Origin of the sequence: Pseudomonas sp. Mn2068, assembly GCF_049319725.1 — a bacterium.
Classification (GTDB): Bacteria; Pseudomonadota; Gammaproteobacteria; order Pseudomonadales; family Pseudomonadaceae; genus Aquipseudomonas; species Aquipseudomonas gingeri.
Genome location: NZ_JBMOUG010000014.1, coordinates 57,453 through 83,782 on the forward strand (window position 1 = coordinate 57,453; position 26,330 = coordinate 83,782).

Sequence of the window (26,330 nt, forward strand, 5' to 3'; positions counted from 1 at the left end):
GTTCCCACGCCGTGCGTGGGAACGAGTGTGTCGACTAGGGCTTTTTCACCGGCGTCGGCAGGGTCACCAGCGACACGTAGTCGTTCCAGAATTTCTTCTGGTCCACCGCGAACACCACCTTGGCTTTCTGCGTCCCCACCGGCGGGTTCTTCTTGTAACCCAGGGCACGCCCGTAGTCCGGACCGAAATGGGTGTCGACATCGACCCACATATCGCGCGATTCGGTGACGATTCCAGGCTCGGTCAGGAACAGCGCCGGCAGGCTGTCCCAGGTAAAGCTGTGGTAGCCGGGGTCCTTGGCGAACTCCGGCCCGAACACGCTCTTGTACAGTTCCGGCACCGCGCCCTTGGCGGCGATCACCCGCTTGTAGACCGAGGCGTCGAAGGTGACTTTCTCGCAGACATCGTTCGGGAAGATCACATGTTCGATCGGCGAGCGCAGGACGATCCGCGCCGCTTCCGGGTCGAACCACCAGTTGAACTCGGCGGCCGGGGTGGTATTGCCCGGGATCTCGATGGCACCGCCCATGTACACGATGCGCTTGATCAGCGGCACGATATCCGGCGCCTGGCGGATCGCCAGGGCCAGGTTGGTCAACGGGCCGATGGCCAGCAGGGTCACTTCGTGAGGATTCTTGCGCACGCTGTCGATAATGAACTGCGGGGCGGTTTCGCTGCGCAGTTGGGTGTGGGTCGCCATGCCATCGGGTGGCGCCACCAGTTGCGTGGCCGAGGTCGGTCGCGGGTTCTTGAACGCGCCGGGCCAGCCGGCGCCGAACATCGCCTTCTCCTGTGGATAAGTCGCGAAGTCATGCAGCAGCGGATACGCCGCGCCGGAGTAGACGCCGATTTCCTTTTCCACACCCATGCGCTCGACGGCCTTCAGTGCATCGACCTGTTCCTGGTCGACCCACGCATTGCCGCTGACCAGGGTCATCCCCAGCAGGTCGATCTTCTTCTGCGCGTGCAGTTGCGCCAGCATGATAAAGGCCTGGCCGTCGTCGTTGAGGACGTTGAAATCGGTGTCGAGAATGACTTTTTCAGCCGCCTGCAGCGAACCGGCCGACAAGCCGACAGCCAGCGCCAGCGCGCAGCCCTTGAGAAAGCGTTGCATGTTGATTTGCCCCAATGAGTTGTTGTTGTCTTGCGGTAGTCCAGCATGCCTGCCGACGCCTGGAAACGCCATCGGCAGGTAAGTGACTACTTAACGATTGACCAGTTTGGCCGGCAGTGCGATCACCAGGAAACTGCTCAGGATCAGGCAGCCGGCGAAGAACCAGAGCGCACCGGCACTGCTGCCGGTCAGGTCGATCGCCACGCCCATCAGCGAGTTGCTCACCAGTCCGGCGATGTTCGCCACCGAGCAGGCCAGGGCAAAGCCGGTGGCCGCCGCGGTGCCCTTGAGGAAGGTCGCCGGCAGGCTGAAGAACACCGGCACCGCGCCGATGATTGCCGCCGAGGCGATGGCGAACAGCGCCACGGTCGCCACCACGTTATGGGTGAAGAACGTACTGGTGGCCATGGCGGCGGCACCGATGAAGAACGGCACGATGATGTGCCAGCGGCGCTCGCGGTGGCGGTCGGAACTGGCGCCGATCAGCAGCATGCCCAGCAGTGCGGCGACACTCGGCAAGGCGGTCAGTACGCCGATATGGAAGGTGTCGGTGATGCCCGCGTTGCGAATGAACGTCGGCATCCAGAAACCCATGGCATAGGCGCTGAGCAGGATCGAGAAATCGATGCCGCCGAGCATCCACACCTTCAGGTTGAAGAAACCGTCGCGGAAATGCTGCTTGCTGTCCGGGCTGCTGGCCTCATCGGCCCGCAGCTCGTTTTCCAGTACATTTTTCTCGTCTTCGCTCAGCCATTTGGCCTGGCGGAAGTGGTTCGGCAGCGCCCAGAACGTCAGGATGCCGAGCAGCACGCTGGGAATCGCTTCGATCAGGAACAGCCACTGCCAGCCGCGCAGGCCGCTGACCTGGTCGAAATGGCCCATCACCCAGCCGGACAGCGGGCCGCCGATCACGCTGGAGAGCGGCAGGCCGATCATGAACAGGGCGATGATCCGTCCCCGTCGGTGGGTCGGGAACCAGGTGGTCAGGTAGAACAGCACGCCTGGCAGGAAACCGGCCTCCGCGGCGCCGAGCAGGAAACGCAGGATGTAGAACTGCGTGGTGGACGTGACCAGCATGGTGCAGGCCGAGAGCAGGCCCCAGGTGATCATGATCCGCGCGATCCAGATTTTCGCCCCGACCCGTTCCAGCACCAGGTTGCTCGGCACCTCGAACAGGATATAACCGACGAAAAACAGGCCGGCACCCAGGCCGAAGGCGGTTTCGCTGAAGTGCAACTGGTCGAGCATCTGCAGTTTGGCGAAACCGATATTGATCCGGTCGAGGTACGCGGCCAGATAGCAGAAGCACAGGAACGGGATCAGTTTCCAGGTGATCTTGTGGTAGAGCGCTTGGGTCGGGTCGGCGACCGAAGTCGCTGATGTTGCATTCGCAATGGGCATTGGTTGTCTCCTGGCGGTGACTTATTCGTGCCCCGTGAAAACTGCCGCGCTCGAAAATACTGCGTTGAAGACAGGTTCGGACTGCTCATTTACAACGTGTAAACTCCGCGTCCTCGCCTGTCTTCGCCTGGTATTGACTTCGCTCGCTACGTTTTCACGCGGCCCTCTTTGGTTTTTATTACAGCCGCTTTTGTTCCAGCACTTCGGAGTGCTGTGAAAGCGACTTCCAAAGGCAGTGTCAGAAGACTGGGAGCTCCCATAGTTGACCGGCTCTATTCAACAAGCCGTATGCCAAAGTGGGCTCTCAGTTTTTCAAGACCACGCTCTATGGCGCGGTTCTTCGTAAAACCTTATTGCTCCTTGAACTTCGAGATCGCTTCCTGTTTGCTGACGACATCGCCGTACTTGCTGTCGATGTCGAACAGATTCGCTTCATGGGGCGCTGGATGCCGGTCGCCCACGCATTCGCGTACCACGATGGTGCGAAATCCATGCTGGACGGCATCCACCGCCGTTGCGCGGATGCAGCCGCTGGTGGAACAGCCGGCCAGGACCACGGTATCGATACCCTGGGCGTGCAACTGCGAGGCCAGGCTGGTGCCGAAAAACGCACTGGCGTACTGCTTGCTGATCACCACTTCCGACGGCAGCGGCAGCACCGCTTCGCAGAAGGCCGCGAGCGGATTGCCCTCGACCATGTCCTTCATCACCGGGGCCTTGCGCACCCAGACGCCACCGTCGGCGAAGTGTCCCGGATGGTAGCGAATATTGGTGTGCACCACCGCAATCCCGTGACGCCTGGCGCTGTCGAGCAGGGCCACGCTTTCGGCCACCGCGCTGACCACGCCCGGAGCGAACAGCGGTGCACCCTCGGTGGTGTAGCCCTGCATGAAATCGATCATCAGCAGTGCCGGTTTGCGTCCGAAGCCGATGCGCTGGCCCCAGACTCCCTGGTAATTGTCATTGGCGCTTTGTTCGCTCATCTCGCGGACCCCGCTCAGTAGGCGCCGGACAACAGGGCACCGGCACCGGGCACGATCGGCTCCAGGTCCAGGGCCTTGAGCATGGCGTAGGTGGTGGCGATGGCGGCCGTCAGCACCGGCTTGCCGGTCTGTGCCTCGACCTTGGCGACGGCCGGCAGCGACTGCATCTGCACGCAGGCCGAGAGCACGATCACGTCGACGCCTTCGAGGTTCATCCCGGCGACGATGCCCGGCAGGTTGGCCGGATCGTGACGGGCCACTTCGAGGTTGTCGGGGATCTCCAGGGCGCGCCAGTCGACGACCTCGAAACCTTCCTCGCGGATGTAGTTCACCACCAGTTCGGTCAGCGGCTTCATGTAGGGCGCGACAATGGCGATGCGCTTGGCACCCATGACTTTCAGGCCCTCGATCAGGGCACCGGCGCTGGTGATCACCGGGGCATTGCCGTCGTTGTCGGCGGTGGCCTTGCGCAGGCGCGCCTCGGACTGGCGGTGATAGCCCAGGCCCATGGCCATGATCGCCACCAGGCAGGCGTAGCCGAGTACATCGACCTTGGCGTCGGACAGCTCGACGGCGCAGCGATCGGACTCGCCGTCCATCGCCGCCAGTTCTTCCTTGCGCACCTGCTTCATGCGCATGCGGCTGGAGTGAAAGGTGAAGCGTTCCGGACGGATCGCCTGGCGGGCGTTGAGCATCGCCGGGATCTCGGTTTCCATGGTGGTGTTCGAGCTCGGTACGATCTGACCGATGCGGTAAGGCTTGAGCATGCTTGTCTCCTTAAATCGATAATTCAGCCGATACATCAACCTGTGGGAGCCGGCTTGCCGGCTCCCACAGATTCAAGAGGTCAGGTGCGCGCCGAGGAAATCGCCGAAGGCGGCGAAGAAGCCGTCCAGGTCATCCCAGGGAATCATGTGCCCGGCATCGGCGACATGGGCGATGCGGATCGTCGGTTGCAGTTCGCGGATCTCGGCTTCGTCCTCGGGCTGGATCACGCCGCCGCGCCCGGCCACCAGCAGCAGGGCTGGCGCCTCGAGGCGCGGCAGGTCCTGGTGGAAGTCGACGTCATGGAAATCGTTGAAGGCCCGGACAATCGCCGGCTCGTAGCAGGTGTGCAGCCATTCGGCGCGCAGTTGCAGTTGTTCTTCGGTCCAGGTGGTGCAGAAGGCGCGCATCGCCTCGGCGTCCATCCCGACCAGCGACTGGCGGATCGAGTCGACGTACCACGGCAACTTGCTCGGGTACTCGCGACGGCCCGGGCCGGATACCGGCGGGTCGATCAGCACCAGGCTTTTCACTCCGGCGGGGCTGAGCACCGCACTGCGCACGGCAAAGCGTGCGCCCATGGAGTGGCCCACCAGGTGGTAGCTGTCCAGGCCCAGGGCCGCGGCAAACGCGGCGATATCGCTGGCGCAGGTCTCGGCGCTGTAGTCCAGTTCCGGGCCGCTGGAGGACAGGCCGCGGCCACGCACATCCAGCACATAGGTGTCGAAATACTTGCCGAAGCGCTCGGCGACGAATCCCCAGGTGATCGCCGGACTGGTGATGCCGGGGATCAGGATCAGCGCCGCGCCCTTGCCGCCGTAGCGCAGGTAGTGCTGGCGAATGCCGTTGGCCTGGACGTTGCCGCCATGGACGAAGGTGCTCACGCCGCCACCCCCGATTTCAGCTGTTGGGCATAGAGGTCGTAGCCGTAGACCCAGGCCGGATCTTCCTGGGTGCGCAGCCAGGTGTTGGCGTTGGATACCGATTGCACGCGGGACGCGCGGTCCTTGCGGTTGGCTTCATAGAGCTCGAAGGCGGTGCGGTAGTCGCCCAGACCGGTTTCCTGCAGGCAGCGGGTCAGCATCGCCGCGTCTTCGATGGCCATGCCGGCGCCCTGGGCCATGTGCGGCTTCATCGGGTGGCAGGCATCGCCCAGCAGCACCAGGCGCCCGCGGCTCCACAGCGGCAGTGGGTTGCGGTTGCGCAACGGCCATTTGGTCACGGTATCGGTGGATTCGATCAGCGCCTGCACGGTGGGGTGGTAGCCCTGGAAGGCTGCGAACATCTCTTCGCGGCTGCTGTCGACGAACGGACCGTCGAAGTCCAGTTCCGGGTGCGGCACGCCGGTGACGTAGTAGTACTCGTCGCGCTTGCCGGTGGTGTAGTAGACCATCATGTGTCGGTCCTCGCTCCACCACTTGATGCAGTCTTCGAAGTTCAGGTCGTAGCGGGCCAGCTTGTCGCGGGTGATCAGCGCGCGGTGGGCGACCCAGCCGCTGTACAGCGGTGCTTCCTGGCCCAGCAGCTCTTCACGGATCTTCGAGTTGATGCCGTCGGCACCGATGACGATATCGGCGCTGGCGTGGGTGCCGTCGGTGAACGTCAGGTGCACCTGGTCACCGCGGTCCTCGATGGTTTCCAGGCGCTTGTTGAAGTGCAGGGTGCCCGGCTTGATGGTGGACATCTGCAAGGCGTGCAGGTCGCCACGGTGCACAGTGATATAGGAAGCGCCGTATTCCTTGCGGGCGAACTCGCCCAGGGGAATGCGCGACAGGTAGTCGCCGCTCATGCCGTCCCGGCTGAACCAGTGGTCCGGGTGCGAACCCATCTGGTCGAGCTGCTGCTCGATGCCCATGCGCCGGAAGATCTTCATGATATTCGGGCCCATGTGGATCCCGGCACCCAGGCGGGAGAACTCCGGCGCCTGCTCGTAGATCGTCACGTCGAATCCCGCCTGTTGCAACAGGGTGGCGGCGGCCGCGCCACCCAGGCCCGCGCCGACGATGGCGATTTTTTGTGTGCTTGCCATGGGCATGCTCCTCGTTCCGAGTGAAGGTTGGCGGGGACGACCCGCAAGGTTTTTAAAGTGTATACGCTCTTTTTTTGAAAAGAGAAGATCCTCCGTAAAAATTAAAATTTTGCCGATATTTGGCTGCTGTAACGCTAAGTAACCTTATTTTGTTGGGTTTGTGTGGGTTGGTAACGTTTTGGTCTGGCTCTTGCAGAATGTCTTCAATTCGGGTCTTATCGGATTTAAATGGCGTATACGCTATAAAAATGCACTAGAGTGAAGCGCGACGCTTCTACTTGGTGCGTCGTGGGCGAATCGAGGAGAGAGGAAATGCCGGTAAGTGATTGCGAACTGACGCAGATGTTCGAGCACGTGTTGAAACTGTCGAAGGTCGACTCGACCCAGAGTGTCGCGGTGCTCAAGAGCCATTACTCCGACCCGCGCACCGTGCGTTCGGCGATGGAGGCTTCGCAACGCCTGGGGGCCAAGGTGTACGCGGTGGAATTGCCGTCCTTCAACCACCCGATGGCCATGGGCAATGACATGACCGCCTACTGCGGCGACACCGCGCTGACAGGCAATATCGCCGCCCAGCGGGCGCTGGAGGCGGCGGACCTGATCGTCGATACCATGATGCTGCTGCACTCGCCGGAGCAGGAGCAGATCCTCAAGACCGGCACGCGCATCCTGCTGGCGGTCGAGCCGCCGGAAGTGCTGGCGCGCATGCTGCCGACCGAGGCCGACAAGGTGCGGGTGCTGGCGGCGGAAGCACTGTTGAAGAAGGCGCTCTCGATCCATGTGAAGTCCCGTGCCGGCAGCGATTTCCGCGCGGCGCTGGGGCAGTATCCGTCGGTGACCGAGTACGGTTTCGCCGATGAGCCGGGGCGTTGGGACCACTGGCCGAGCGGCTTCCTGTTTTCCTGGCCGAACGAGGAAACCGCCGAGGGCGTGCTGGTGCTGGATATCGGCGACATCCTCCTGCCGTTCAAGACCTATACCCGGGAGAAGATTACCCTGGAGATCGAGAAGGGCTTCATTACCTCGATCCACGGCGGTTTCGAGGCCGAATACCTGCGCGACTACATGAAGTACTTCAACGATCCCGAGGTCTACGGCATCTCCCATATCGGCTGGGGCCTGCAGCCGAAGGCGCAGTGGACCGCCATGGGCCTGCACGACAAGAACGACGGCATGTGCATGGACGCACGGGCGTTCTATGGCAACTTCCTGTTCTCCACCGGGCCCAATACCGAAGTCGGCGGCACCCGCAAGACGCCGTGCCACATGGACATTCCGCTGCGCAATTGCGATGTCTACCTGGATGACCAGGCGGTGGTGATCGGCGGCGACGTGGTGGCCCCCGAGGCCTCGCGGGCCCGTTGAGTGGCGACCAGGATCGTTCCCACGCTCCGCGTGGGAATGCCTCTCTGGACGCTCTGCGTCCGCTGTAGATCTGTGACGCGGAGCGTCACGGGGTGCATTCCCACGCGGAGCGTGGGAACGATCTGGTGAGTGACAGAGGACTGCAGGAGCCGGGCTTGCCTGCAAAGGGGTCGGCCCGGACGACCTCACACTTGAGTCCGCCTCGCAACCTGTCCATCATGCCAGCCCATTCTCCATTGCCTTTTCGAGCCTGCCGTGCCGGATACTCCTGATTCCAATTCCTACGTCTTCTCCGAACAGGTCGGCCACCTGCTGCGCAAGGCCTACCAGCGACATATGGCGATCTTCCAGCAGAATGTCGGCGATTCGCAGCTGACGGCCGTGCAGTTCGTCACCCTGTGCGCGGTGCGTGACCACGGCCCCAGTTCCCTGACCGAGCTGGTCAAGGCGACCGCCGTCGACCAGGCCACCATCCGTGGCATCGTCGAGCGACTCAAGGCCCGCGAGCTGATCAGCCTGGAGCCTGACCCCGAGGACCGGCGCAAGGTCATCGTCGGCCTGACCGACGAAGGCGCCCGCCTGGTGCAGCAGACCGTGCCCTGTGCCGCGCGGATCAGCGAGCTGACCATGAGCAACCTCAACCCCGCCGAGCAGGTGGCGGTGCTGTTCCTGCTGCGCAAGATGATCGACGACCGCGACGAATAACCCATCCTGCACCGATGCTTGGGAGGGATCCCAGGGTGCAGGGCAACGGGTCCTGCCTTACCTGTGCCAACCTCGTCACCAGCAAGCGCAGCGTCGCCTGGCTGTCTCTCACAAATATCGCACCGCAAGCACTAACCCCGTAGGAGCGGGCTTGCCCGCGAAGGCGTCCGCCCAGTCGCTGCAGGACCACAAGAGCGCTGCAAGCCTCAAGGCCCTCTTCGTGGGCAAGCCCACTCCCACAGGGGTGTGTTTGATCGTTCCCACGCTCCGCGTGGGAACGCCTCTCCGGACGCTCTGCGTCCGCTGCGGACCCGTGACGCGGAGCGTGGGAATGATCGTGATCACCCGAACCCACGCCGCTGGCATCCTTCTTGCTCTCTGTTCATGTAGTAACCACTTCATCAGAAAAAGTGTGTCGTCAGGAGACACTGACGGCGTAGAGCCATGGCTTTTTCATGTAGTGATCACTTCATCAAATGAACTGAGCGCAGCCCATGACGACGCAGGAAATCACGGTAGCCCTTGAGGTCAACGGCAGCACCACTTCGGTCACCGCCATGGCGGACACGCCGCTGTTGCTGATCCTGCGCAACGACCTGCGGCTCAACGGCCCCAAGTACGGCTGTGGCCTCGGCGAATGCGGGGCGTGCACGGTGATCATCGATGGGGTGGCCGCGCGCTCCTGCGTGTTTCCCCTGGCCGGTGCGGTGGATCGGCAGATCGTCACCCTTGAGGGCCTCGGCAGCCGCGAGGCGCCGCACCCGGTGCAGCAGGCCTTTATCGACGAGCAGGCGGCCCAGTGCGGTTATTGCCTGAACGGCATGATCATGACCGCCAAGGCCCTGCTCGACCGCAATCCGCACCCCAGCGAGGCACAGATCCGCAACGAACTGTCCGCCAATCTCTGCCGCTGCGGCACCCATATCGAAATCCTTCGCGCGGTGCTGCGTGCCGCCCGTCAAACGCCTTGAACGTGGACCGACGACCATGACCGATGCCATCCCCACCCGTGATCAATTGCTGGCCAAGACCGGCGTCCTGCTGATTGTCGACGATATCCTGCCGCCCTCCGGCCCGGTGGCCAAGGGCGGTTCGCCGGTGGTCAAGCCCAAGGAGCTGGGGCTGTTCATCGCGGTCAGCGATGACGGCTGGGTCTATGCCTTCAACGGCCATGTCGACCTCGGCACTGGCATCCGCACCTCGCTGTCGCAGATCGTCGCCGAAGAGCTGGACCTGGAAGTGGCGCAGGTGCGCATGGTGCTCGGCGACACCGAGCGGGCACCGAACCAGGGCGCGACCATCGCCAGTGCGACCCTGCAGATTTCCGCGGTGCCCCTGCGCAACGCGGCGGCCGAGGCGCGGCGTTTCCTGCTGGCGCGGGCGGCGCGGCGTTGGGGGCTGACAGCGCAGGAACTGCGGGTCGAGCGCGGTATCGTCAAGGCGCCGGACGGCCGGGCCCTGAGCTACACCGAACTGGTGGCGGGCGAACACGATCAATTGCGCATCAGCGGTGACGCACCACTCAAGCCGGCCGCCGACTATCGGCTGGTGGGCAAGGGCGCGGCGCGGGTCGATATCCCGGCCAAGGCCACCGGCGAGCTGACCTATGTCCACGATATGCGCGTGCCGGACATGCTCCATGGCCGGGTGGTGCGGCCGCCCTATGCCGGGTTCGACAGCGGCGACTTTGTCGGCAACAGCCTGCTGGAGGTGGATGAGTCGTCCATCGCCCATATTCCCGGGATTGTCCGGGTGGTGGTGATCCGTGACTTTGTCGGGGTGGTGGCGCTGCGCGAGGAACAGGCGGCGAAGGCGGCCCAGGAACTGCGGGTGCGCTGGAAGGACTGGCGGCAGAAGCTGCCGGACCTGAGCGACGTCGAGCAGGCGATCCGCGACAACCCGCGGATCAAGCGCACGGTGCATGACCAGGGCCAGGTCGACGAAGCCCTGGCCGGTGCCAGCCAGCGCATGCCGCGCACCTACCTGTGGCCCTACCAGATGCATGCCTCGATCGGCCCGTCCTGCGGGCTGGCGGATTACCAGGCGGGCGGCATCCGGGTCTGGTCCGGCAGCCAGAACCCGCACCTGTTGCGGGCCGACCTGGCCTGGTTGCTGGAGTGCCCCGAGGAACATATCGAGATCATCCGCATGGAGGCCGCCGGCTGCTACGGGCGCAACTGTGCCGACGATGTCTGCGCCGACGCGCTGCTGTTGTCCCGGGCTGTCGGCAAGCCGGTGCGGGTACAACTGACCCGGGACCAGGAACACGTCTGGGAGCCCAAGGGCACGGCGCAACTGATGGATGTCGATGGCGGCCTGAATGCCGACGGCAGCGTCGCCGCCTATGACTTCCAGACCAGCTACCCGTCCAACGGCGCGCCGACCCTGGCTTTGTTGCTCACCGGGCGCGTCGAGCCGGTGGCGGCGATGTTCGAGATGGGCGACCGGACCTCGATCCCGCCCTACGACTACGAACATATGCGGGTCAGCATCAATGATATGTCGCCGATTGTCCGGGCCTCGTGGATGCGCGGGGTCTCGGCCTTGCCCAACACCTTCGCCCACGAATCCTATATCGACGAACTGGCCTTTGCCGCCGGCGTCGATCCGGTGGAATACCGCCTGCGCTACCTGCATGACGAGCGCGCCGTGGACCTGGTGAAATCCACCGCCGAGCGCGCCGCCTGGACCCCGCGCACCGCGCCGATGCAGACCCCCAACGACGACCATCTGTTGCGCGGGCGTGGCTTTGCCTACGCGCGTTACATCCACAGCAAGTTTCCCGGGTTCGGCGCGGCCTGGGCCGCCTGGGTCGCGGACGTGGCGATCGACCGACAGACCGGCGATGTCTCGGTGACCCGGGTGGTAATCGGCCATGACTCGGGGATGATGATCAACCCCGACGGCGTGCGGCACCAGATCCACGGCAATGTGATCCAGTCCACCAGCCGGGTGCTCAAGGAGCGGGTGACCTTCGAGGAATCGACGGTGGCGAGCAAGGAGTGGGGCGGCTACCCGATCCTGACCTTTCCCGAAGTGCCGAAGATCGACGTGCTGATGATGCCGCGCCAGAGCGAGCCGCCCATGGGTGCGGGGGAATCGGCCTCGGTGCCGAGCGCGGCGGCGATTGCCAACGCGATCTTCGATGCCACCGGGATCCGCTTTCGCGAACTGCCGATCACCCCGGAGCGGGTGTTGCAGGCGCTCAATGCTGGTACCGAGCAGGATCCGCCGAAGTCCCCGGCCAAGCGCTCGAAATGGTTGTTCGGTTCCTTGTTCGCCGCCTTTGGCGCGTTGCTGGGCATGGCTGCCACTGCCTGGCCCTGGCACGGCGAGATCGCCCCCATCGCGCCACCGAGCGCCGGCACCTGGTCGGCGGCCACCCTGGAACGTGGACGCCTGTTGGCAGCGGTCGGCGATTGCGCGGTCTGCCATACGGCGCCGGGCGGGGCGACCAATGCCGGAGGGCTGGCGATGGAGACGCCATTCGGCACCTTGTACAGCAGCAATATCACCCCGGATGTACAGACCGGCATCGGCAGTTGGTCGTATCCGGCCTTCGAGCGGGCGATGCGCGAGGGTATCGGGCGCGACGGGCGCAATCTGTATCCGGCGTTTCCCTACACGGCGTTTCGCAATATCAACGATGCCGACATGCAGGCGCTGTACGCCTACCTGATGTCCCAGGCACCGGTCAGTCAGCCGGCCAGGGCCAACGCCATGCGCTTTCCGTTCAACCAGCGGCCGTTGATGGCAGGGTGGAATGCGTTGTTCCTGCGCAAGGGGGAAATCCAGGTGCAGCCGCAACGCAGCGAGCAGTGGAATCGCGGGGCTTATCTGGTCAACGGCCTGGGGCACTGCGCGGCCTGTCATTCGCCGCGCAACCTGATGGGCGCGGAGAAGGGCGGCGCGGCGTTTCTGTCCGGCGGGCTGGTCGATGGCTGGGAGGCGCCGGCCCTCACCGGCTTGTCGAAGGCGCCGACGCCCTGGACCGAGGATCAGTTGTTCACCTACCTGAGCAGCGGCTATTCCGATGCCCATGGCGTGGCGGCGGGGCCGATGGGGCCGGTGGTCAGCGAACTGGCGAAGTTGCCGAAGGAAGACGTGCGGGCGATGGCGGTGTACCTGGCCTCGCTCAACGGCGCGCAGGACGAGGCGCGGGTGGTGGAGCGGGCAACCCGCCCGGCAGCGGTTGAAGCGTTGTCCCTGAGCAACGGGCAGCGGGTGTTCGAAGGCTCGTGCCAGGGCTGCCATGCCGATGGCCTGGGGCCGAAGCTGTTCGGGGTCAGCCCGTCGCTGGCGAGCAATACCAATGTGCACAGCGACCTGCCGGACAATCTGATCAAGGTGATCCTGCAAGGGATTGCGACGCCGGCGACCCGCGACCTGGGCTATATGCCGGGCTTCAAGGACAGCCTGTCCAATACCCAGGTGGCGGAACTGGCGGCGTACCTGCGCAGCCGCTTTGCCGGCGATGCGCCGCCATGGCAGGGGCTGGAAAAGACCGTGGCCCATGTACGCGCGAATCCGGGAACCCACTGATGGGCACTGTTGGTTGCCGCACCGCGAACCTGTAGGAGCTGGCTTGCCAGCGATGGCGGCCGGATGAGCGCTGCAGGACCACAAGAGTGCTGCAAGCCTCAAGGCCCTCTTCGTGGGCAAGCCCACTCCCACAGGGGGGGCCGTATATCCGCGGCTGAGCCGGTGATTGTGGGAGCGGGCTTGCCCGCGAAGGCGGCCGGATGAGCGCTGCAAGGCTTGATGGCCTTATCGCTGGCAAGCCGGCTCCCACAGGTTCTGCGTTTACGGCAGGCGCAATACCCCGCGAACCACCAGGTCGCTGATAAACGCCAGCCAGTCCTGCTGCTGGTGTTTCTCCGCCAGCGGCTCGCCGAGGAATGAACTCAGGGTGTGCTGGTTGGAATTATAGAAATAGCAGAGCGAGGCGATCATCAGGTACACGTGCTTGAGGTCCAGGTCCTCGCGAAAGATCCCCCGGGCCTGGCCCGCCTCGATGATCGGCCGCAACACGCCGACCGCTTCCCCCGACAGCCGCCGCAGTTCCCCGGACTGCTGGGCGTGCCTGCCCTTGTGCAGGTTCTCGATGCTCAGGATGGCCACGAATTCCGGGTGCTTGACGTAGTAGTTCCAGACGAAGGCCACCAGTTCCCGCAGGGCTTCCAGGGGCTGGTCCAGGTCCAGGCGCAGTTTGCTTTCGGCCTTGTTGAACTGCTCGTAGGTGTGTTCCAGCACGCAGATGAACAGCCGCTCCTTGCTGCCGAAGTAGTAGTAGAGCATGCGGTCGTTGGATTCGGCTTCGCGGGAAATGCTTTCCACCCGACCGCCGGAATAGCCGTCGCGGGTGAAAACCTTGACCGCCGCCTTGAGGATACGGGCGCGTGTCTGGTCGGCTTGCTGGGCTCTGATGCCGATTTTCTTGTTCACCGTCGGGCATTCCTTCGACAGGGCGGGGTGGGGCGCGAATATACCACGGCTGCCGTGACGGCCCCTTGTGGGAGCCGGCTTGCCGGTAAGGGGGGCCTCCTTGTCTGGCGCCGACCGTACGGCCGCCATCGCTGGCAAGCCAGCTCCTACAAGGTCGGTGTTGTTCTTAAGAGTTTAGTTTTTCCCACTATATGGGATTGATATTTATATATTGAGATTTTAAACGCGCCGGGTTTATAGTTCATCGCACTCACTGCCCAGAAAAACAAAACAGGTGAAGCGATGCAGGCGCAATTGATCGCGCTCGACTGGGGAACCACTTCCCTTCGTGCCTACAAGCTCGGTCCCCAGGGCCTGGTGCTGGAACAGCGCGCGCTGGCTTGCGGCATCATGCAATTGCCCAAGGTGCCACGGCTGGTAGCCGGCCAGTGGTGCAGCGACGGTTTTGAACTGGCATTCGATGAGGCCTGTGGTGACTGGCTCGATGCCTGTCCGCAACTGCCGGTGATCGCCTGTGGCATGGTCGGCAGCGCCCAGGGCTGGCGCGAAGCGGTCTATCGGGAAACCCCGGCCAGCCTTGCGGGCCTGGGCTCCAGTCTGCAAAGGGTCGCCACCTTGCGCGGTAGCGACCTGCATATCGTTCCCGGGGTCATCCAGCGCTCCCGCCTGCCCAACGTGATGCGCGGCGAGGAAACCCAGGTGCTCGGTGCCCTCGATGTGCTGGGCGACGACAGCCGGGTGCTGATCGGCCTGCCCGGCAGCCATTCGAAATGGGTCCAGGTGGTCGCCGGCAACCTCGTGCACTTCGACACCTTCATGACCGGCGAGCTCTTCGGTGCCTTGAGCGAGCACACCATCCTCGGCCGCACCCAGCAACGCAATGCGCCGTTCGACGCGCACGCCTTCGATCGTGGCGTGCAGGTGGCCTTGTCCGCCGAGGGCGAGATCGGCCCCTTGTCGACCCTGTTCAGTGCCCGCACCCTGGGCCTGACCGGCGAGCTGAGTCCTGCCGAGCAACCCAACTACCTGTCCGGCCTGCTGATCGGCCATGAACTCGTGGCGCTGCGCGCGTTGCTGCTCCAGCGCCACACCGGCAGCGAGCTGCCGGCAATCCTGCTGATCGGCAACGAACAACTCTGTGTCCGTTACCGGCGGGCCCTGGAGGCCTGCGGCTTTGCCTCGGTGAGCCTGGCCGAGCAGGCCACCGAACGGGGTTTATGGCAACTGGCCCAGGCGGCCGGCTTGCTCGACTGAAGCTTTCGACGATTCCTTTCAGAGGTTTGAGATGCTCAAGCAAGCGCTGGCAAAAAACGGTCTGATCGCCATCCTTCGCGGCCTGCGCCCGGAGGAGGCGAAGGCCATCGGCCGGGTGTTGTACGACGCCGGGTTCCGTACCCTGGAAGTGCCGCTCAACTCCCCGCAACCCTATGACAGCATCCGTATCCTGCGCGACAGCCTGCCCGCCGATTGCCTGGTGGGCGCCGGTACCGTGCTGACGCCGGAGCAGGTCGGGCAGGTGAAGGCGGCGGGCGGCCAGGTGATCGTCATGCCCCACAGCGACCCTGTGGTCCTGCGCGCGGCCAAGGCCGCCGGCCTGTACCTGTCGCCGGGTGTCGCCACGCCCACCGAAGCCTTTGCCGCCCTCGCCGAAGGTGCCGACGTGCTGAAGATGTTCCCCGCCGAGCAGATGGGCCCGGCCGTGGTCAAGGCCTGGCTCGCGGTGTTGCCGGCCGGGACCCTGTTGCTCCCGGTGGGCGGTATCACGCCGGACAACATGGCGGTATTCCTCGAGGCCGGCGTCGGCGGCTTCGGCCTTGGCTCGGGGCTGTTCAAGCCGGGCCTGAGCCCCGATGAGGTGGCGGTTCGCGCCAAGGCCTACATGACGGCCTGGAACACCTTTCGTTAAGACTGCCGGCGCCCAGGGCGTCCATCGACAAGCCCCATTACAAGAGAGATAAGCGATGAAAATCACCCAGCTCACCACCTACATCGTTCCACCGCGCTGGTGCTTCCTCAAGATCGAAACCGACGAGGGCGTCACCGGCTGGGGCGAGCCCGTCGTGGAAGGCCGTGCCCACACGGTGGCGGCGGCGGTCGAGGAATTGTCCGATTACCTGATCGGCAAGGACCCACGCAATATCGAGGATATCTGGACGGTGCTCTACCGCGGCGGCTTCTATCGTGGCGGGGCGATCCACATGAGTGCCCTGGCCGGGATCGACCAGGCGCTCTGGGATATCAAGGGCAAGGCCCTGGGGGTGTCGGTCAGCGATCTGCTGGGCGGTCAGGTGCGGGACAAGATCCGTGTGTATTCGTGGATCGGCGGCGATCGTCCGGCCGACACCGCGCGGGCGGCGAAGGAAGCGGTCAGCCGTGGCTTCACCGCGGTGAAGATGAACGGCACCGAGGAACTGCAATTTCTCGATACCCACGACAAGGTCGACCTGGCCCTGGCGAACGTCGCCGCGGTGCGCGATGCGGTGGGTCCGGATATCGGCATCGGCGTGGACTTCCATGGCCGGGTGCACAAGCCCATGGCCAAGGTGCTGATGAAGGAACTCGATCCCTACAAGCTGATGTTTATCGAGGAGCCGGTGCTCAGCGAGAACTACGAAGCCCTCAAGGAGCTGGCGCCGTTGACCAGTACGCCGATCGCCCTCGGCGAACGGCTGTTCTCGCGCTGGGATTTCAAGCGGGTGCTCAGTGAAGGTTATGTCGACATCATCCAGCCGGATGCTTCCCATGCCGGCGGCATCACCGAAACCCGCAAGATCGCCAACATGGCCGAGGCCTATGACGTCGCCCTGGCCCTGCATTGCCCGCTGGGGCCGATTGCCCTGGCGGCCTGCCTGCAACTGGATGCGGTTTGCTACAACGCCTTTATCCAGGAACAGAGCTTGGGCATCCACTACAACGAAAGCAACGACCTGCTGGATTACGTCAAGGATCCACGGGTGTTCGACTATGAGAAAGGCTTCGTGAAGATCCCCAACGGTCCGGGCCTGGGGATCGAGATCAACGAGGAATACGTGATCGAGCGGGCCGCCATCGGCCATCGCTGGCGCAATCCGATCTGGCGCCACGCCGATGGCAGCTTCGCCGAGTGGTGAAGCCTGATCGTTGCTTGATCGTTCACACGCTCCGCGTGGTAACGCTGCTCAGGACGCTCTGCGTCCGCTGTTGGAGGTGACGCGGAGCGTCACTGGATGCATTCCCACGCGGAGCGTGGGAACGATCATCAGGGATAGGCAAGCAGTCCTCAATAATCATAAGAAGAGGCACGCTCCATGCAATTCGAACGGCCCCAGGCCGCGGCGTCCCTGGTGACGCCCAGCCGCAAGCGATTCTTCATCATGGTGCTGTTGTTCATCACCGTGGTGATCAACTACCTGGACCGCAGCAACCTGTCGATTGCCGCGCCGGCCCTGACCAGCGACCTGGGCATCGACCCGATCCATGTCGGGCTGATCTTCTCGGCCTTCGGCTGGACCTACGCCGCCATGCAGATTCCCGGCGGCTGGCTGGTGGACCGGGTGCCGCCGCGGATTCTCTACAGCGTGGCGCTGCTGCTGTGGTCGGTGGCGACGGTGATGCTCGGTTTCGCCGCCAGCTTTATCGCCCTGTTCGTCCTGCGCATGGCGGTCGGCGCCCTGGAGGCCCCGGCCTATCCGATCAACAGCCGGGTCGTCACCACCTGGTTCCCGGAGCGTGAGCGGGCGACGGCCATCGGCTTCTACACCTCCGGACAGTTTGTCGGCCTGGCCTTTCTCACCCCGGTCCTGGCCTGGTTGCAGCACCGCTACGGCTGGCACATGGTGTTTGTCAGCACCGGCGTGGTGGGGATTCTCTGGGCGGTGGTCTGGTACGCGGTGTATCGCGAACCCCGGGACTTCAAGGGGGCGAATGTCGCCGAGATCGAACTGATCCGCGAAGGCGGCGGCCTGGTGGATATCCAGGCGCAAACGGCCCGGCGCAAGGCGCCGTTCAGCTGGACGGACCTGGGCATCGTGCTCAGCAAGCGCAAGCTGTGGGGCATCTACCTGGGGCAGTTCTGCCTGAACTCGACCCTGTGGTTCTTCCTGACCTGGTTCCCGACCTACCTGGTGAAGTATCGCGGCATGGACTTTATCAAGTCCGGTTTCCTCGCCTCGCTGCCGTTTCTCGCGGCCTTTGTCGGCGTGCTCTGCTCCGGGCTGTTCTCCGACTGGCTGATCCGCCGCGGTGTCGGCATCGGCCTGGCGCGCAAGCTGCCGATCATTGGCGGGCTGCTGATTTCCACCTCGATCATCGGCGCCAATTTCGTCGACTCCACGGCCCTGGTGATCGCCTTCCTCGCCCTGGCGTTCTTCGGCAACGGTCTGGCCTCCATCACCTGGTCGCTGGTCTCAACTCTGGCCCCGGCGCGTCTGCTGGGGCTGACCGGCGGGGTGTTCAATTTCATCGGCAACCTGTCGGCGATCACCACGCCGATCGTCATCGGTTTTCTCGCCAGCGGCGACTCGTTCGCCCCGGCCATTACCTATATCGCCGTGCTGGCGTTGATCGGCGCGCTGTCCTACGGGCTGTTGGTGGGCAAGGTCGAGCGGATCGAGCTGTAGCGCGCGTCACGGATTCATTCGATTTCATTCAGGAGTGTTTGAAATGGCAAAACCGCTGTCGTTACCCGAAGTCCCCGAGCCGAAGTACGGCGATCGCCTGAAAGACAAGGTGGTGGTGATCACCGGCGCGGCCCAGGGCATTGGCGAGGCGATCGTCGCCTGCTTCCAGGCGCAGCAGGCGAAGCTGGTGATCGGCGATATCCAGGCCGAAAAGGTCGAGCAGGTCGCCGCGCGCTGGCGTGGGCAGGGCGCGCAGATTCACGCGCAGGCCATCGACATCACCTCGCAGACGCAATGGCGCGCCCTGGTCGACCTGGCCATCGAACGCTTCGGCCGGGTCGACGTGCTGGTCAACTGCGCCGGCGTGAACGTGTTTCGCGATCCGCTGGAGATGACCGACGAGGATTGGCGGCGCTGTTTCGCCATCGACCTGGACGGGGCCTGGTTCGGCTGTCGCACCGTGTTGCCGCACATGATCGAACAGGGCATCGGCAACATCATCAATATCGCCTCGACCCATTCCAGCCACATCATCCCCGGCTGCTTCCCTTATCCGGTGGCCAAGCATGGCCTGCTCGGCCTGACCCGGGCACTGGGCATCGAGTACGCGCCCAAGGGCATCCGGGTCAACGCGATTGCCCCGGGGTATATCGAGACCCAGCTCAATGTCGACTACTGGAACGGTTTCGCCGATCCCGGGGCCGAACGCCAGCGGGCCTTCGACCTGCATCCGCCACGACGTATCGGCCAGCCGGTCGAGGTGGCGATGACGGCCTTGTTCCTGGCCACCGACGAAGCACCGTTCATCAACGCCACCTGCCTGATGATCGATGGCGGGCGCTCGGTGATGTACCACGACTGATCTGCGCGCCGGCCTTCGGGGCGACGTTTGTTGCACGCAGCGATTCAACAAGAACCGGTCAAACAAGAACAAGAGGGTTACCCATGCTTATTCAACGCAAGCTCCGTTCCCTGGCCTGTGCGGTCGCGGTAGTCGCCGCCGGTGGTCTTACCCATCTGGCAGCGGCCGAAGAAGTGAAAATCGGCTTTCTCGTCAAGCAGGCCGAGGAGCCCTGGTTCCAGACCGAGTGGGCCTTCGCCGAGAAGGCCGGCAAGGACAAGGGGTTCACGGTGATCAAGATCGCCGTGCCGGATGGCGAGAAGACCCTCGCCGCCATCGACACCCTGGCCGCCAATGGCGCCAAGGGCTTTGTCATCTGCCCGCCGGACACTTCGCTGGGCCCGGCGATCATGGCCAAGGCCAAGCTCAACGGACTGAAGGTGCTGGCGGTGGACGACCGTTTCGTCGACGCCAAGGGCAATCCGATGGAGGACGTGCCCTATGTCGGCCTGGCGGCGTTCAAGATCGGCCAGAAGCAGGGCGCGGCGATGGCTGAGGAAGCGAAAAGGCGCGGCTGGGACTGGAGCAGCACCTACGCGGTGATCAATACCTTCGACGAGCTGGACACCGGCAAGAAGCGCACCGACGGTTCGGTGGACGGCCTCAAGGCGGCGGGCCTGCCGGCGGATCATATTCTCTTCAGCCCGCTCAAGACCCTCGACGTACCGGGCAGCATGGACGCCACCAACTCGGCGCTGGTCAAGCTGCCCGCCGCGGCGAAGAACCTGATGATCGGCGGGATGAACGACAGCGCGGTGCTGGGCGGCGTGCGCGCCACCGAAAGCGCCGGCTTCAAGGCGGCCAATGTGATCGGTGTCGGAATCAACGGTACCGATGCCATCGGCGAACTGAAAAAGACCGACAGCGGTTTCTTCGGCTCGATGCTGCTGAGCCCGGACACCTCCGGCTATGAAACCGCCAGCCAGATGTACACCTGGGTCACCACCGGCAAGGAGCCGGCCAAGTACACCGCGCTGGACAACGTCACCCTGATCACCCGGGCCAATTTCCAGGCGGAACTGAGCAAGATCGGCCTGTGGAAATGAAAGGGGGGTTGAGGATCGTTCCCACGCTCTGCGTGGGAATGCCTCTCAGGACGCTCCGTGTCCGTTGTGGCGACGCAGAGCCTCACGGGCTGCATGCCTTTGCGGCATGTGGGAACGATCGGTGTCGGTGATTGGGGCGGGAGAATGACAATGATGGATGAACAGAACAGCGGCGCCAGTCTGCGCTTCAACGGCATCGGCAAGGAATTCCCCGGTGTCCGCGCCCTGGCGCAGATCAGCTTCGAGGCCCGGCCCCACAGCGTGCATGCGCTGATGGGGGAAAACGGTGCCGGCAAGTCGACCCTGCTGAAGATCCTGGGCGGCTTCTATGCGCCCAACAGCGGCCACCTGCAGATCGGCGGACAGACCCTGCACTTCAGGTCCGCCGCCGACAGCATCGCCAGCGGTATCGCGGTGATTCACCAGGAACTGCAACTGGTGCCGGAAATGAGCGTGGCCGAAAACCTGCTGCTGGGGCATATGCCGACGCGCTGGGGCGTGGTCAACCGGCGGGCGATGGTCCGTCGTGCCCGCGAGTTGCTCAAGGGCCTGGCCGACGAGATCGATCCCGATACCCGTCTCGGCAGCCTGTCCCTGGGCCAGCGGCAACTGGTGGAAATCGCCAAGGCGATGTCGCGCAACGCCCGGGTGATTGCCTTCGACGAACCCACCAGCAGCCTGTCGGCGCGGGAGATCGAACGGTTGATGGTGATCATCGCGCGCCTGCGGGACGAGGGGCGGGTGATCCTGTATGTCTCGCACCGGATGGAGGAGGTGTTCCGGATCTGCGACGCGGTGACCGTGTTCAAGGACGGGCGCTTTGTGCGCACCTTCGAGGACATGGCACAGCTGAGCGTCGATCAGCTGGTGAGCTGCATGGTCGGCCGCGATATCCAGGATATCTACAACTACCGGCCGCGCGAACACTTCGGCGAAGCCCTGCGGGTCGAAGGGCTGCTGGGGCCTGGCTTGCAGGAACCGGTCAGCTTCAGCGTCGCCAAGGGCGAGGTGCTCGGCCTGTTCGGTCTGGTCGGCGCCGGGCGCACGGAACTGCTGCGACTGCTGGCCGGGCTCGCCCGCGGCAAGGCCGGGCAATTGTTGCTGGAAGGGCGGGAGGTACGCTTGCGCTCGCCTCGCGATGCCATCGCGGCGGGGGTGTTGCTGTGCCCGGAGGACCGCAAGAAGGAAGGCATCGTGCCCCGCGCCAGTGTCGCGGAGAACATCAATATCAGTGCCCGCGCCCATCACGCCGGCTTCGGCTGCCTGATCCAGGGCGGTTGGGAACGGGACAACGCACAACGGCAGATCGCCGCGCTGAATATCCGCACGCCGTCGGCGGCGCAGCCGATTCTCTATCTGTCCGGCGGCAACCAGCAGAAGGCCATTCTCGGTCGCTGGCTGTCGATGCCGATGAAGGTCCTGCTGCTCGACGAACCGACCCGCGGCATCGATATCGGCGCCAAGGCGGAGATCTACCAGATTATCCACAACCTGGCCGCCAGGGGCATCGCGGTGATCGTGGTGTCCAGCGACCTGATGGAAGTCATGGGCATCGCCGACCGGCTGCTGGTGATGAGCGAAGGGGCGATCACCGGCGAACTGGCGCGCAGTGAGGCCGATGAGGCCCGGCTGTTGCAACTGGCACTCCCGCGGACGCGGGAATAAAGAACCACTCCCGCGAACGCGGGAATAAAGAGGCACTCCCGCGAACCCGGGAATGAACCACTCCCGCGCAGCGGGCCCCAAGAGACATTCCTGTGTTCGTGGAATTGAAGACTGACGAGGTGGCTATGTCACAGGTAAAAACGCCGGGCGCGTTCTGGCTGGGTCTGAATCAACGCAAGTTTTTCGACGATTGGGTGATGCTCCTGGCAGCGCTGGGGATCTTCCTGTTCTGCACGCTGTTCATCGACAACTTTCTTTCCCCGCTGAACATGCGCGGCCTCGGCCTGGCGATTTCGACGACCGGGATCGCCGCCTGCACCATGCTGTTCTGCCTGGCCTCGGGTCACTTCGACCTGTCGGTGGGCTCGGTGATCGCCTGTGCGGGGGTGGTGGCGGGGATCGTCATCCGCGATACCGACAGCGTCTTTCTCGGTGTCTCGGCGGCCCTGGCGATGGGCCTTTGCGTGGGGCTGATCAACGGGATCGTGATCGCCAAGCTGCGTATCAATGCGCTGATCGCCACCCTGGCGACCATGCAGATCGTCCGCGGCCTGGCCTATATCTTTTCCAGCGGCAAGGCGGTCGGCGTGATGGACGAAGGGTTCTTTGTCTTCGGCAACGGCCAGCTGTTCGGCGTGCCGGTGCCGATCGTGATCACCGTGCTGTGCTTCCTGTTCTTCGGCTGGCTGCTCAACTACACCACCTACGGGCGCAACACCATGGCCATTGGCGGTAACCAGGAAGCGGCGTTGCTGGCCGGGGTGCAGGTGGACCGGACCAAGATCATCATCTTCGCCGTGCACGGCCTGATCGGCGCGCTGGCGGGGGTGATCCTGGCCTCGCGCATGACCTCCGGCCAACCGATGATCGGCCAGGGCTTCGAGCTGACGGTGATTTCCGCCTGTGTGCTGGGCGGGGTATCCCTCAGTGGCGGGATCGGCCTGATCCGCCATGTGATTGCCGGAGTGCTGATCCTGGCGATCATCGAGAACGCGATGAACCTGAAGAATATCGACACCTTCTACCAGTACGTGATTCGCGGTTCGATCCTGCTGGTGGCGGTGATCATCGACCGGCTGAAACAGCGTTGACGCGCAGGGCATCGTCTCCTGTTCCCGAAGTCGGCTGGTCGTGCTCCACAGTCGGCAAGCGAAAGGCCATAATGGCCGCCGTTCTGGTACACCTCTCATAGGCTGGATATGCAGGAAGACGCTCCGATCTCCCCGACGAACACGGCCAAGGAGGCCACGCCCACCGGCACCCAGACCCTGCTGCGCGGCCTGGGCGTGGTGCAGGCGGTGGCCGCTGGTGCCCGTGATCTCAAGGAGATCGCCCGGCGCATCGGCACCACGCGCAGCACCACCCATCGCCTGGCCAGCTGCCTGGTGGAAGAACGCTATCTGCGGGTGGTGCCGCAGGTCGGCTACCTGCTGGGACCGAAGCTGATCGAACTGGGTTTCCAGGCACGGGAAGAACTGCCGCTGGTGACCCTGGCCGTGCCGTACCTGGACGAGTTGTCGAGCCTGACCGGCGACACCATCCACCTGGCGATCCGCGAGGACGACGATGTGCTGTACCTGCACAAGAATCCGGGGCGCAACGGCCCGGAGATGCGTTCGCGGGTCGGTCATCGCATGCCGTTGGCACGCACCGGGATCGGCAAGGCACTGCTGCTCGACGATACGGCACGGGAATGGCAACGGTTGTATGAAGTGAGCCTGCCGGCGGCGGGGAAAAATGCGCTGTGGCCGCAGCACCGGGAAGCATCCTGGGAGCAGTTCCTGCAGCGTATGCAGGAGTATGCGGCGGGCGGTTATGCGTTCGACCTGGAAGACAACGAACCGTCGATCCGCTGCGTGGCGGCGCCGATCCGCGATGCCGGCCGGCGCATTGTCGCCGGTATCAGTATCGCCAGTACCGTGCCTTACATGCCGCTGGAGAAGATGGTCGAGCTGATTCCGCTGATCAAGAAAGCCGCGGCGGGCATTTCAGCGGAACTGGGCGGCTGACCACCCCTGTGACCTCTGGGATTGAGCGTGTGGCACGAACCCTGTGGGAGCCGGCGTGCCGGCGATAGCGGCCGATCAGGCGCTGCAAGGCTTGCGGGCCTCTTCGCTGGCAGGCCAGCTCCCTAGGGGTGTCAGACCTTCAGCGTCGCCATATCGATGACGAAGCGGTATTTCACATCCCCGGCGATCATGCGGCTGTAGGCCTCGTTGATATCGCGGATATCGAGCATTTCGATGTCGCAGGTGATGTTGTGCTCGGCGCAGAAATCCAGCACTTCCTGGGTTTCGGCGATACCGCCGATCAGCGAGCCGGCCAGCACGCGGCGCTTCATCACCAGCTTGCCGGCATTCAGTGCCGGGTCCACCGGTTCGATCAGGCCCACCAGGATATGCACGCCGTCAAAGCGCAGGGTATCGAGGTAGGGGTTGAGGTCGTGTTGCACCGGGATGGTGTCCAGCAGGAAATCGAAGTGCCCGGCGGCGGCCTGCATCTGTTTGTCGTCGGTGGACACGATCACATGATCGGCACCCTGGCGACGGGCTTCCTCGGCCTTGCTGGCGGAGCGGGTGAACAGGGTGACTTCGGCGCCCACGGCCTTGGCCAGCTTGATGCCCATGTGCCCCAGGCCGCCCATGCCGAGAACGCCGACCTTGTCACCGGCCTTGATGCCGTAGTGCTTGATCGGCGAGTACATGGTGATGCCGGCGCAAAGCAGCGGGGCGGCGCTGGCCAGGTCGAGTTTTTCCGGGATACGCAGGACGAAGCGTTCGCTGACCACCACGCTGTCGGAGTAACCGCCCATGGTGAGACTGCCGTCCACGCGGTCGGCGCCGCCGTAGGTCATGGTCATGCCTTCCAGGCAGTATTGTTCCAGGTCGGCATGGCAGGCTTCGCAGTGGCGGCAGGAGTCGACCATGCAGCCGACGCCGACCAGGTCGCCGACCTTGTAGCGGGTGACATCGCCACCGACGGCGGTGACCTTGCCGACGATTTCATGGCCGGGCATCAGCGGGTAGACGGCGATGCCCCATTCGTTGCGGGCCTGGTGGATATCGGAGTGGCAGACGCCGCAGTAGAGAATCTCGATGGCGACATCGTCCGGTCGTGGCGCGCGACGCTGGAAGGTCATGGGGGCGAGGGGAGTGGTGGCCGATTGAGCGGCATAACCGATGGCGGTGTACATGGAGAAACCTCGCAAGGCAGTGACGGTTGAGGCGGGCCATTCTCTGCGTCGCCCGGCGAGCCGGCCATGACGATTCCTCCGAGTGTCATGCCTAATCCTCCGGCATCGGCGGCCGGCCACTTTCATGTCGCCCAGGACCTGCGATGATGTTTGCATCCCTTTTTCCGTGAAGTTTTTGCCATGCAGTTGACCCGTCATCTCGACGCCAATGCCACCCTGGTTTCATTGCTCCAGCCCCTGGCACCCCGTTCGGGCTTCCTGCCGACCCCGCTGTCCCAGGTGAACATCGTGGCGGCCTACGGCAATGTCTCGCGCTGCCCGCAGATCTACGAGCCGAGCCTGATGATCATCGCCCAGGGCAGCAAGCTCGCCTACCTGGGGCCGCGCATCCTCGAGTATGGGGCGGGGCATTACCTGATCCAGGCGCTGCCGGTGCCTTTCGAGTACGAGACCTTTGCCACGCAGGACGAGCCGTTGCTCGGCGTGTCCATCGGTATCGACCGGGCGATGTTGAGCGAGCTGGTGCTGGCCATGGGACTGGCGACGGAGCGCGGGGCTTCGTCGCAGACGCCGGAGTCGATGACCTCGGTGGCACTGGACGACGAGATGCGCCTGAGCGTGGAGCGCTTGTTGCGTTGCCTGCATGATCCGCTGGAGTGCCGGGTCATGGGACAGGCGCGCCTGCGCGAGGTGCTGTTCGCCGCGCTGCGCGGACCCCAGGCCGATGTACTGCGGGCGCTGGTGGAACAGCAGGGGCAGTTTGCCCGGCTGGCCGCCTCCCTCAGCCATCTGCACGAGCATTTCGCCGAGCCGCTGAACGTCGATACCCTGGCGGGTTACGCGAACATGAGCACCTCGACCTTCCACGAGCATTTCAAGCGCAGCACCCTGTTGTCGCCGGTGCAGTACCTCAAGCGCCTGCGCCTGATCAAGGCCCAGCGGCTGCTGGTCAGTGATGGTCTGGGCGTGGCCCAGGTGGCGCATCGGGTGGGCTACCAGAGCACGTCGCAGTTCAGTCGGGAGTACAAGCGTTACTTCGAGCACAGCCCGGTGGAAGAGGGGAGCCTGGCAGTCCAGTGATCGTTCCCACTCGCTGCGTGGGCAGGCGTCACCTGCAGAG

Annotated in this window: 22 protein-coding genes; 14 read left to right on the top strand and 8 right to left on the bottom strand. The window is 64.1% G+C overall.

Features of this window, described 5'->3' with window-relative positions; all coding sequences use genetic code 11:
- Positions 1-34 precede the first annotated feature (34 nt).
- From ACL9RJ_RS25630 to ACL9RJ_RS25655, 6 genes are all read right to left on the bottom strand, one after another.
- Positions 35-1,114 (bottom strand): nucleoside hydrolase, encoded by a 1,080-nt coding sequence (locus ACL9RJ_RS25630; protein WP_042935401.1) that lies wholly within the window; start codon positions 1,112-1,114, stop codon positions 35-37.
- A gap of 90 nt (positions 1,115-1,204) precedes the next feature.
- The gene (locus ACL9RJ_RS25635) at positions 1,205-2,515 is read right to left on the bottom strand and encodes an MFS transporter (protein ID WP_017126433.1); all 1,311 of its coding nucleotides are present in this window, start codon (positions 2,513-2,515) and stop codon (positions 1,205-1,207) included.
- A gap of 350 nt (positions 2,516-2,865) precedes the next feature.
- On the bottom strand, positions 2,866-3,498 hold the full coding sequence (locus ACL9RJ_RS25640) for an N-carbamoylsarcosine amidohydrolase (RefSeq protein WP_017126434.1): 633 nt from the start codon (positions 3,496-3,498) through the stop codon (positions 2,866-2,868).
- 14 nt (positions 3,499-3,512) lie between these two features.
- The gene (locus ACL9RJ_RS25645; protein WP_017126435.1) at positions 3,513-4,265 is read right to left on the bottom strand and encodes a maleate cis-trans isomerase family protein; all 753 of its coding nucleotides are present in this window, start codon (positions 4,263-4,265) and stop codon (positions 3,513-3,515) included.
- Between the two features lie 72 nt (positions 4,266-4,337).
- Entirely contained in the window at positions 4,338-5,147 is an 810-nt protein-coding gene (locus ACL9RJ_RS25650) for an alpha/beta fold hydrolase (protein WP_177119045.1), read from the bottom strand.
- Entirely contained in the window at positions 5,144-6,292 is a 1,149-nt protein-coding gene (locus ACL9RJ_RS25655) for an FAD-dependent monooxygenase (RefSeq protein WP_017126437.1), read from the bottom strand. The genes ACL9RJ_RS25650 and ACL9RJ_RS25655 overlap by 4 nt, the downstream gene beginning before the upstream one ends.
- Positions 6,293-6,604: 312 nt before the next feature.
- Between ACL9RJ_RS25655 and ACL9RJ_RS25660 the strand changes: the two genes are divergently transcribed.
- From ACL9RJ_RS25660 to ACL9RJ_RS25675, 4 genes are all read left to right on the top strand, one after another.
- Positions 6,605-7,657, top strand: coding sequence for a 2,5-dihydroxypyridine 5,6-dioxygenase (locus tag ACL9RJ_RS25660; protein WP_177119046.1), 1,053 nt, complete (start codon positions 6,605-6,607; stop codon positions 7,655-7,657).
- 255 nt (positions 7,658-7,912) lie between these two features.
- A complete protein-coding gene (locus ACL9RJ_RS25665; RefSeq protein WP_017126439.1) occupies positions 7,913-8,362 on the top strand; it encodes a MarR family winged helix-turn-helix transcriptional regulator in 450 nt (149 codons plus the stop codon).
- Between the two features lie 494 nt (positions 8,363-8,856).
- Entirely contained in the window at positions 8,857-9,333 is a 477-nt protein-coding gene (locus tag ACL9RJ_RS25670; protein WP_017126440.1) for a (2Fe-2S)-binding protein, read from the top strand.
- A 16-nt stretch (positions 9,334-9,349) separates the two neighbouring features.
- The gene (locus tag ACL9RJ_RS25675) at positions 9,350-12,904 is read left to right on the top strand and encodes a molybdopterin cofactor-binding domain-containing protein (protein ID WP_177119047.1); all 3,555 of its coding nucleotides are present in this window, start codon (positions 9,350-9,352) and stop codon (positions 12,902-12,904) included.
- Between the two features lie 261 nt (positions 12,905-13,165).
- Here ACL9RJ_RS25675 and ACL9RJ_RS25680 read toward each other — a convergent pair whose 3' ends face one another.
- Positions 13,166-13,807, bottom strand: a complete 642-nt coding sequence (locus tag ACL9RJ_RS25680; protein ID WP_177109658.1) for a TetR/AcrR family transcriptional regulator — start codon at positions 13,805-13,807, stop codon at positions 13,166-13,168.
- 282 nt (positions 13,808-14,089) lie between these two features.
- Between ACL9RJ_RS25680 and ACL9RJ_RS25685 the strand changes: the two genes are divergently transcribed.
- The 9 genes from ACL9RJ_RS25685 (at position 14,090) to ACL9RJ_RS25725 (ending at position 24,026) form a co-directional block, all read left to right on the top strand.
- Positions 14,090-15,061 (top strand): 2-dehydro-3-deoxygalactonokinase, encoded by a 972-nt coding sequence (locus ACL9RJ_RS25685; RefSeq protein ID WP_177085095.1) that lies wholly within the window; start codon positions 14,090-14,092, stop codon positions 15,059-15,061.
- Between the two features lie 31 nt (positions 15,062-15,092).
- Positions 15,093-15,713, top strand: coding sequence for a 2-dehydro-3-deoxy-6-phosphogalactonate aldolase (locus tag ACL9RJ_RS25690; protein ID WP_017123922.1), 621 nt, complete (start codon positions 15,093-15,095; stop codon positions 15,711-15,713).
- Between the two features lie 55 nt (positions 15,714-15,768).
- On the top strand, positions 15,769-16,917 hold the full coding sequence (dgoD, locus tag ACL9RJ_RS25695) for a galactonate dehydratase (protein WP_017123921.1): 1,149 nt from the start codon (positions 15,769-15,771) through the stop codon (positions 16,915-16,917).
- A 177-nt stretch (positions 16,918-17,094) separates the two neighbouring features.
- Positions 17,095-18,405 (top strand): MFS transporter, encoded by a 1,311-nt coding sequence (locus ACL9RJ_RS25700; protein WP_103033036.1) that lies wholly within the window; start codon positions 17,095-17,097, stop codon positions 18,403-18,405.
- Between the two features lie 43 nt (positions 18,406-18,448).
- Entirely contained in the window at positions 18,449-19,267 is an 819-nt protein-coding gene (locus tag ACL9RJ_RS25705; RefSeq protein WP_103033037.1) for an SDR family oxidoreductase, read from the top strand.
- 83 nt (positions 19,268-19,350) lie between these two features.
- Entirely contained in the window at positions 19,351-20,352 is a 1,002-nt protein-coding gene (locus tag ACL9RJ_RS25710; RefSeq protein ID WP_422765797.1) for a substrate-binding domain-containing protein, read from the top strand.
- Between the two features lie 144 nt (positions 20,353-20,496).
- Positions 20,497-22,017, top strand: a complete 1,521-nt coding sequence (gene araG / locus ACL9RJ_RS25715; protein ID WP_177117713.1) for an L-arabinose ABC transporter ATP-binding protein AraG — start codon at positions 20,497-20,499, stop codon at positions 22,015-22,017.
- A 125-nt stretch (positions 22,018-22,142) separates the two neighbouring features.
- The gene (araH, locus tag ACL9RJ_RS25720; RefSeq protein ID WP_042934472.1) at positions 22,143-23,108 is read left to right on the top strand and encodes an L-arabinose ABC transporter permease AraH; all 966 of its coding nucleotides are present in this window, start codon (positions 22,143-22,145) and stop codon (positions 23,106-23,108) included.
- 108 nt (positions 23,109-23,216) lie between these two features.
- Complete coding sequence (locus ACL9RJ_RS25725; RefSeq protein WP_177106748.1) at positions 23,217-24,026, top strand: IclR family transcriptional regulator; 810 nt, start codon at positions 23,217-23,219, stop codon at positions 24,024-24,026.
- A gap of 131 nt (positions 24,027-24,157) precedes the next feature.
- Here ACL9RJ_RS25725 and ACL9RJ_RS25730 read toward each other — a convergent pair whose 3' ends face one another.
- Positions 24,158-25,210, bottom strand: a complete 1,053-nt coding sequence (locus ACL9RJ_RS25730) for an NAD(P)-dependent alcohol dehydrogenase (RefSeq protein ID WP_422765798.1) — start codon at positions 25,208-25,210, stop codon at positions 24,158-24,160.
- Positions 25,211-25,390: 180 nt separating this feature from the next.
- On the opposite strand from ACL9RJ_RS25730, the gene ACL9RJ_RS25735 reads away from it, so the two are divergent.
- Entirely contained in the window at positions 25,391-26,290 is a 900-nt protein-coding gene (locus ACL9RJ_RS25735; RefSeq protein ID WP_017123914.1) for an AraC family transcriptional regulator, read from the top strand.
- Positions 26,291-26,330 lie beyond the last annotated feature (40 nt).

Bases quoted from the DNA above. Each gene is read 5' to 3' on its own strand.
- ACL9RJ_RS25655 (WP_017126437.1), bottom strand. From the start codon at position 6,292: ATGGCAAGCACACAAAAAATCGCCATCGTCGGCGCGGGCCTGGGTGGC.
- ACL9RJ_RS25710 (WP_422765797.1), top strand. From the start codon at position 19,351: ATGCTTATTCAACGCAAGCTCCGTTCCCTGGCCTGTGCGGTCGCGGTA.
- ACL9RJ_RS25630 (WP_042935401.1), bottom strand. From the start codon at position 1,114: ATGCAACGCTTTCTCAAGGGCTGCGCGCTGGCGCTGGCTGTCGGCTTG.
- dgoD (WP_017123921.1), top strand. From the start codon at position 15,769: ATGAAAATCACCCAGCTCACCACCTACATCGTTCCACCGCGCTGGTGC.
- ACL9RJ_RS25690 (WP_017123922.1), top strand. From the start codon at position 15,093: ATGCTCAAGCAAGCGCTGGCAAAAAACGGTCTGATCGCCATCCTTCGC.
- ACL9RJ_RS25675 (WP_177119047.1), top strand. From the start codon at position 9,350: ATGACCGATGCCATCCCCACCCGTGATCAATTGCTGGCCAAGACCGGC.
- ACL9RJ_RS25635 (WP_017126433.1), bottom strand. From the start codon at position 2,515: ATGCCCATTGCGAATGCAACATCAGCGACTTCGGTCGCCGACCCGACC.
- ACL9RJ_RS25725 (WP_177106748.1), top strand. From the start codon at position 23,217: ATGCAGGAAGACGCTCCGATCTCCCCGACGAACACGGCCAAGGAGGCC.
- araH (WP_042934472.1), top strand. From the start codon at position 22,143: ATGTCACAGGTAAAAACGCCGGGCGCGTTCTGGCTGGGTCTGAATCAA.
- ACL9RJ_RS25735 (WP_017123914.1), top strand. From the start codon at position 25,391: ATGCAGTTGACCCGTCATCTCGACGCCAATGCCACCCTGGTTTCATTG.
- ACL9RJ_RS25730 (WP_422765798.1), bottom strand. From the start codon at position 25,210: ATGTACACCGCCATCGGTTATGCCGCTCAATCGGCCACCACTCCCCTC.
- ACL9RJ_RS25685 (WP_177085095.1), top strand. From the start codon at position 14,090: ATGCAGGCGCAATTGATCGCGCTCGACTGGGGAACCACTTCCCTTCGT.
- ACL9RJ_RS25645 (WP_017126435.1), bottom strand. From the start codon at position 4,265: ATGCTCAAGCCTTACCGCATCGGTCAGATCGTACCGAGCTCGAACACC.
- ACL9RJ_RS25705 (WP_103033037.1), top strand. From the start codon at position 18,449: ATGGCAAAACCGCTGTCGTTACCCGAAGTCCCCGAGCCGAAGTACGGC.
- ACL9RJ_RS25640 (WP_017126434.1), bottom strand. From the start codon at position 3,498: ATGAGCGAACAAAGCGCCAATGACAATTACCAGGGAGTCTGGGGCCAG.
- araG (WP_177117713.1), top strand. From the start codon at position 20,497: ATGACAATGATGGATGAACAGAACAGCGGCGCCAGTCTGCGCTTCAAC.
- ACL9RJ_RS25660 (WP_177119046.1), top strand. From the start codon at position 6,605: ATGCCGGTAAGTGATTGCGAACTGACGCAGATGTTCGAGCACGTGTTG.
- ACL9RJ_RS25700 (WP_103033036.1), top strand. From the start codon at position 17,095: ATGCAATTCGAACGGCCCCAGGCCGCGGCGTCCCTGGTGACGCCCAGC.
- ACL9RJ_RS25670 (WP_017126440.1), top strand. From the start codon at position 8,857: ATGACGACGCAGGAAATCACGGTAGCCCTTGAGGTCAACGGCAGCACC.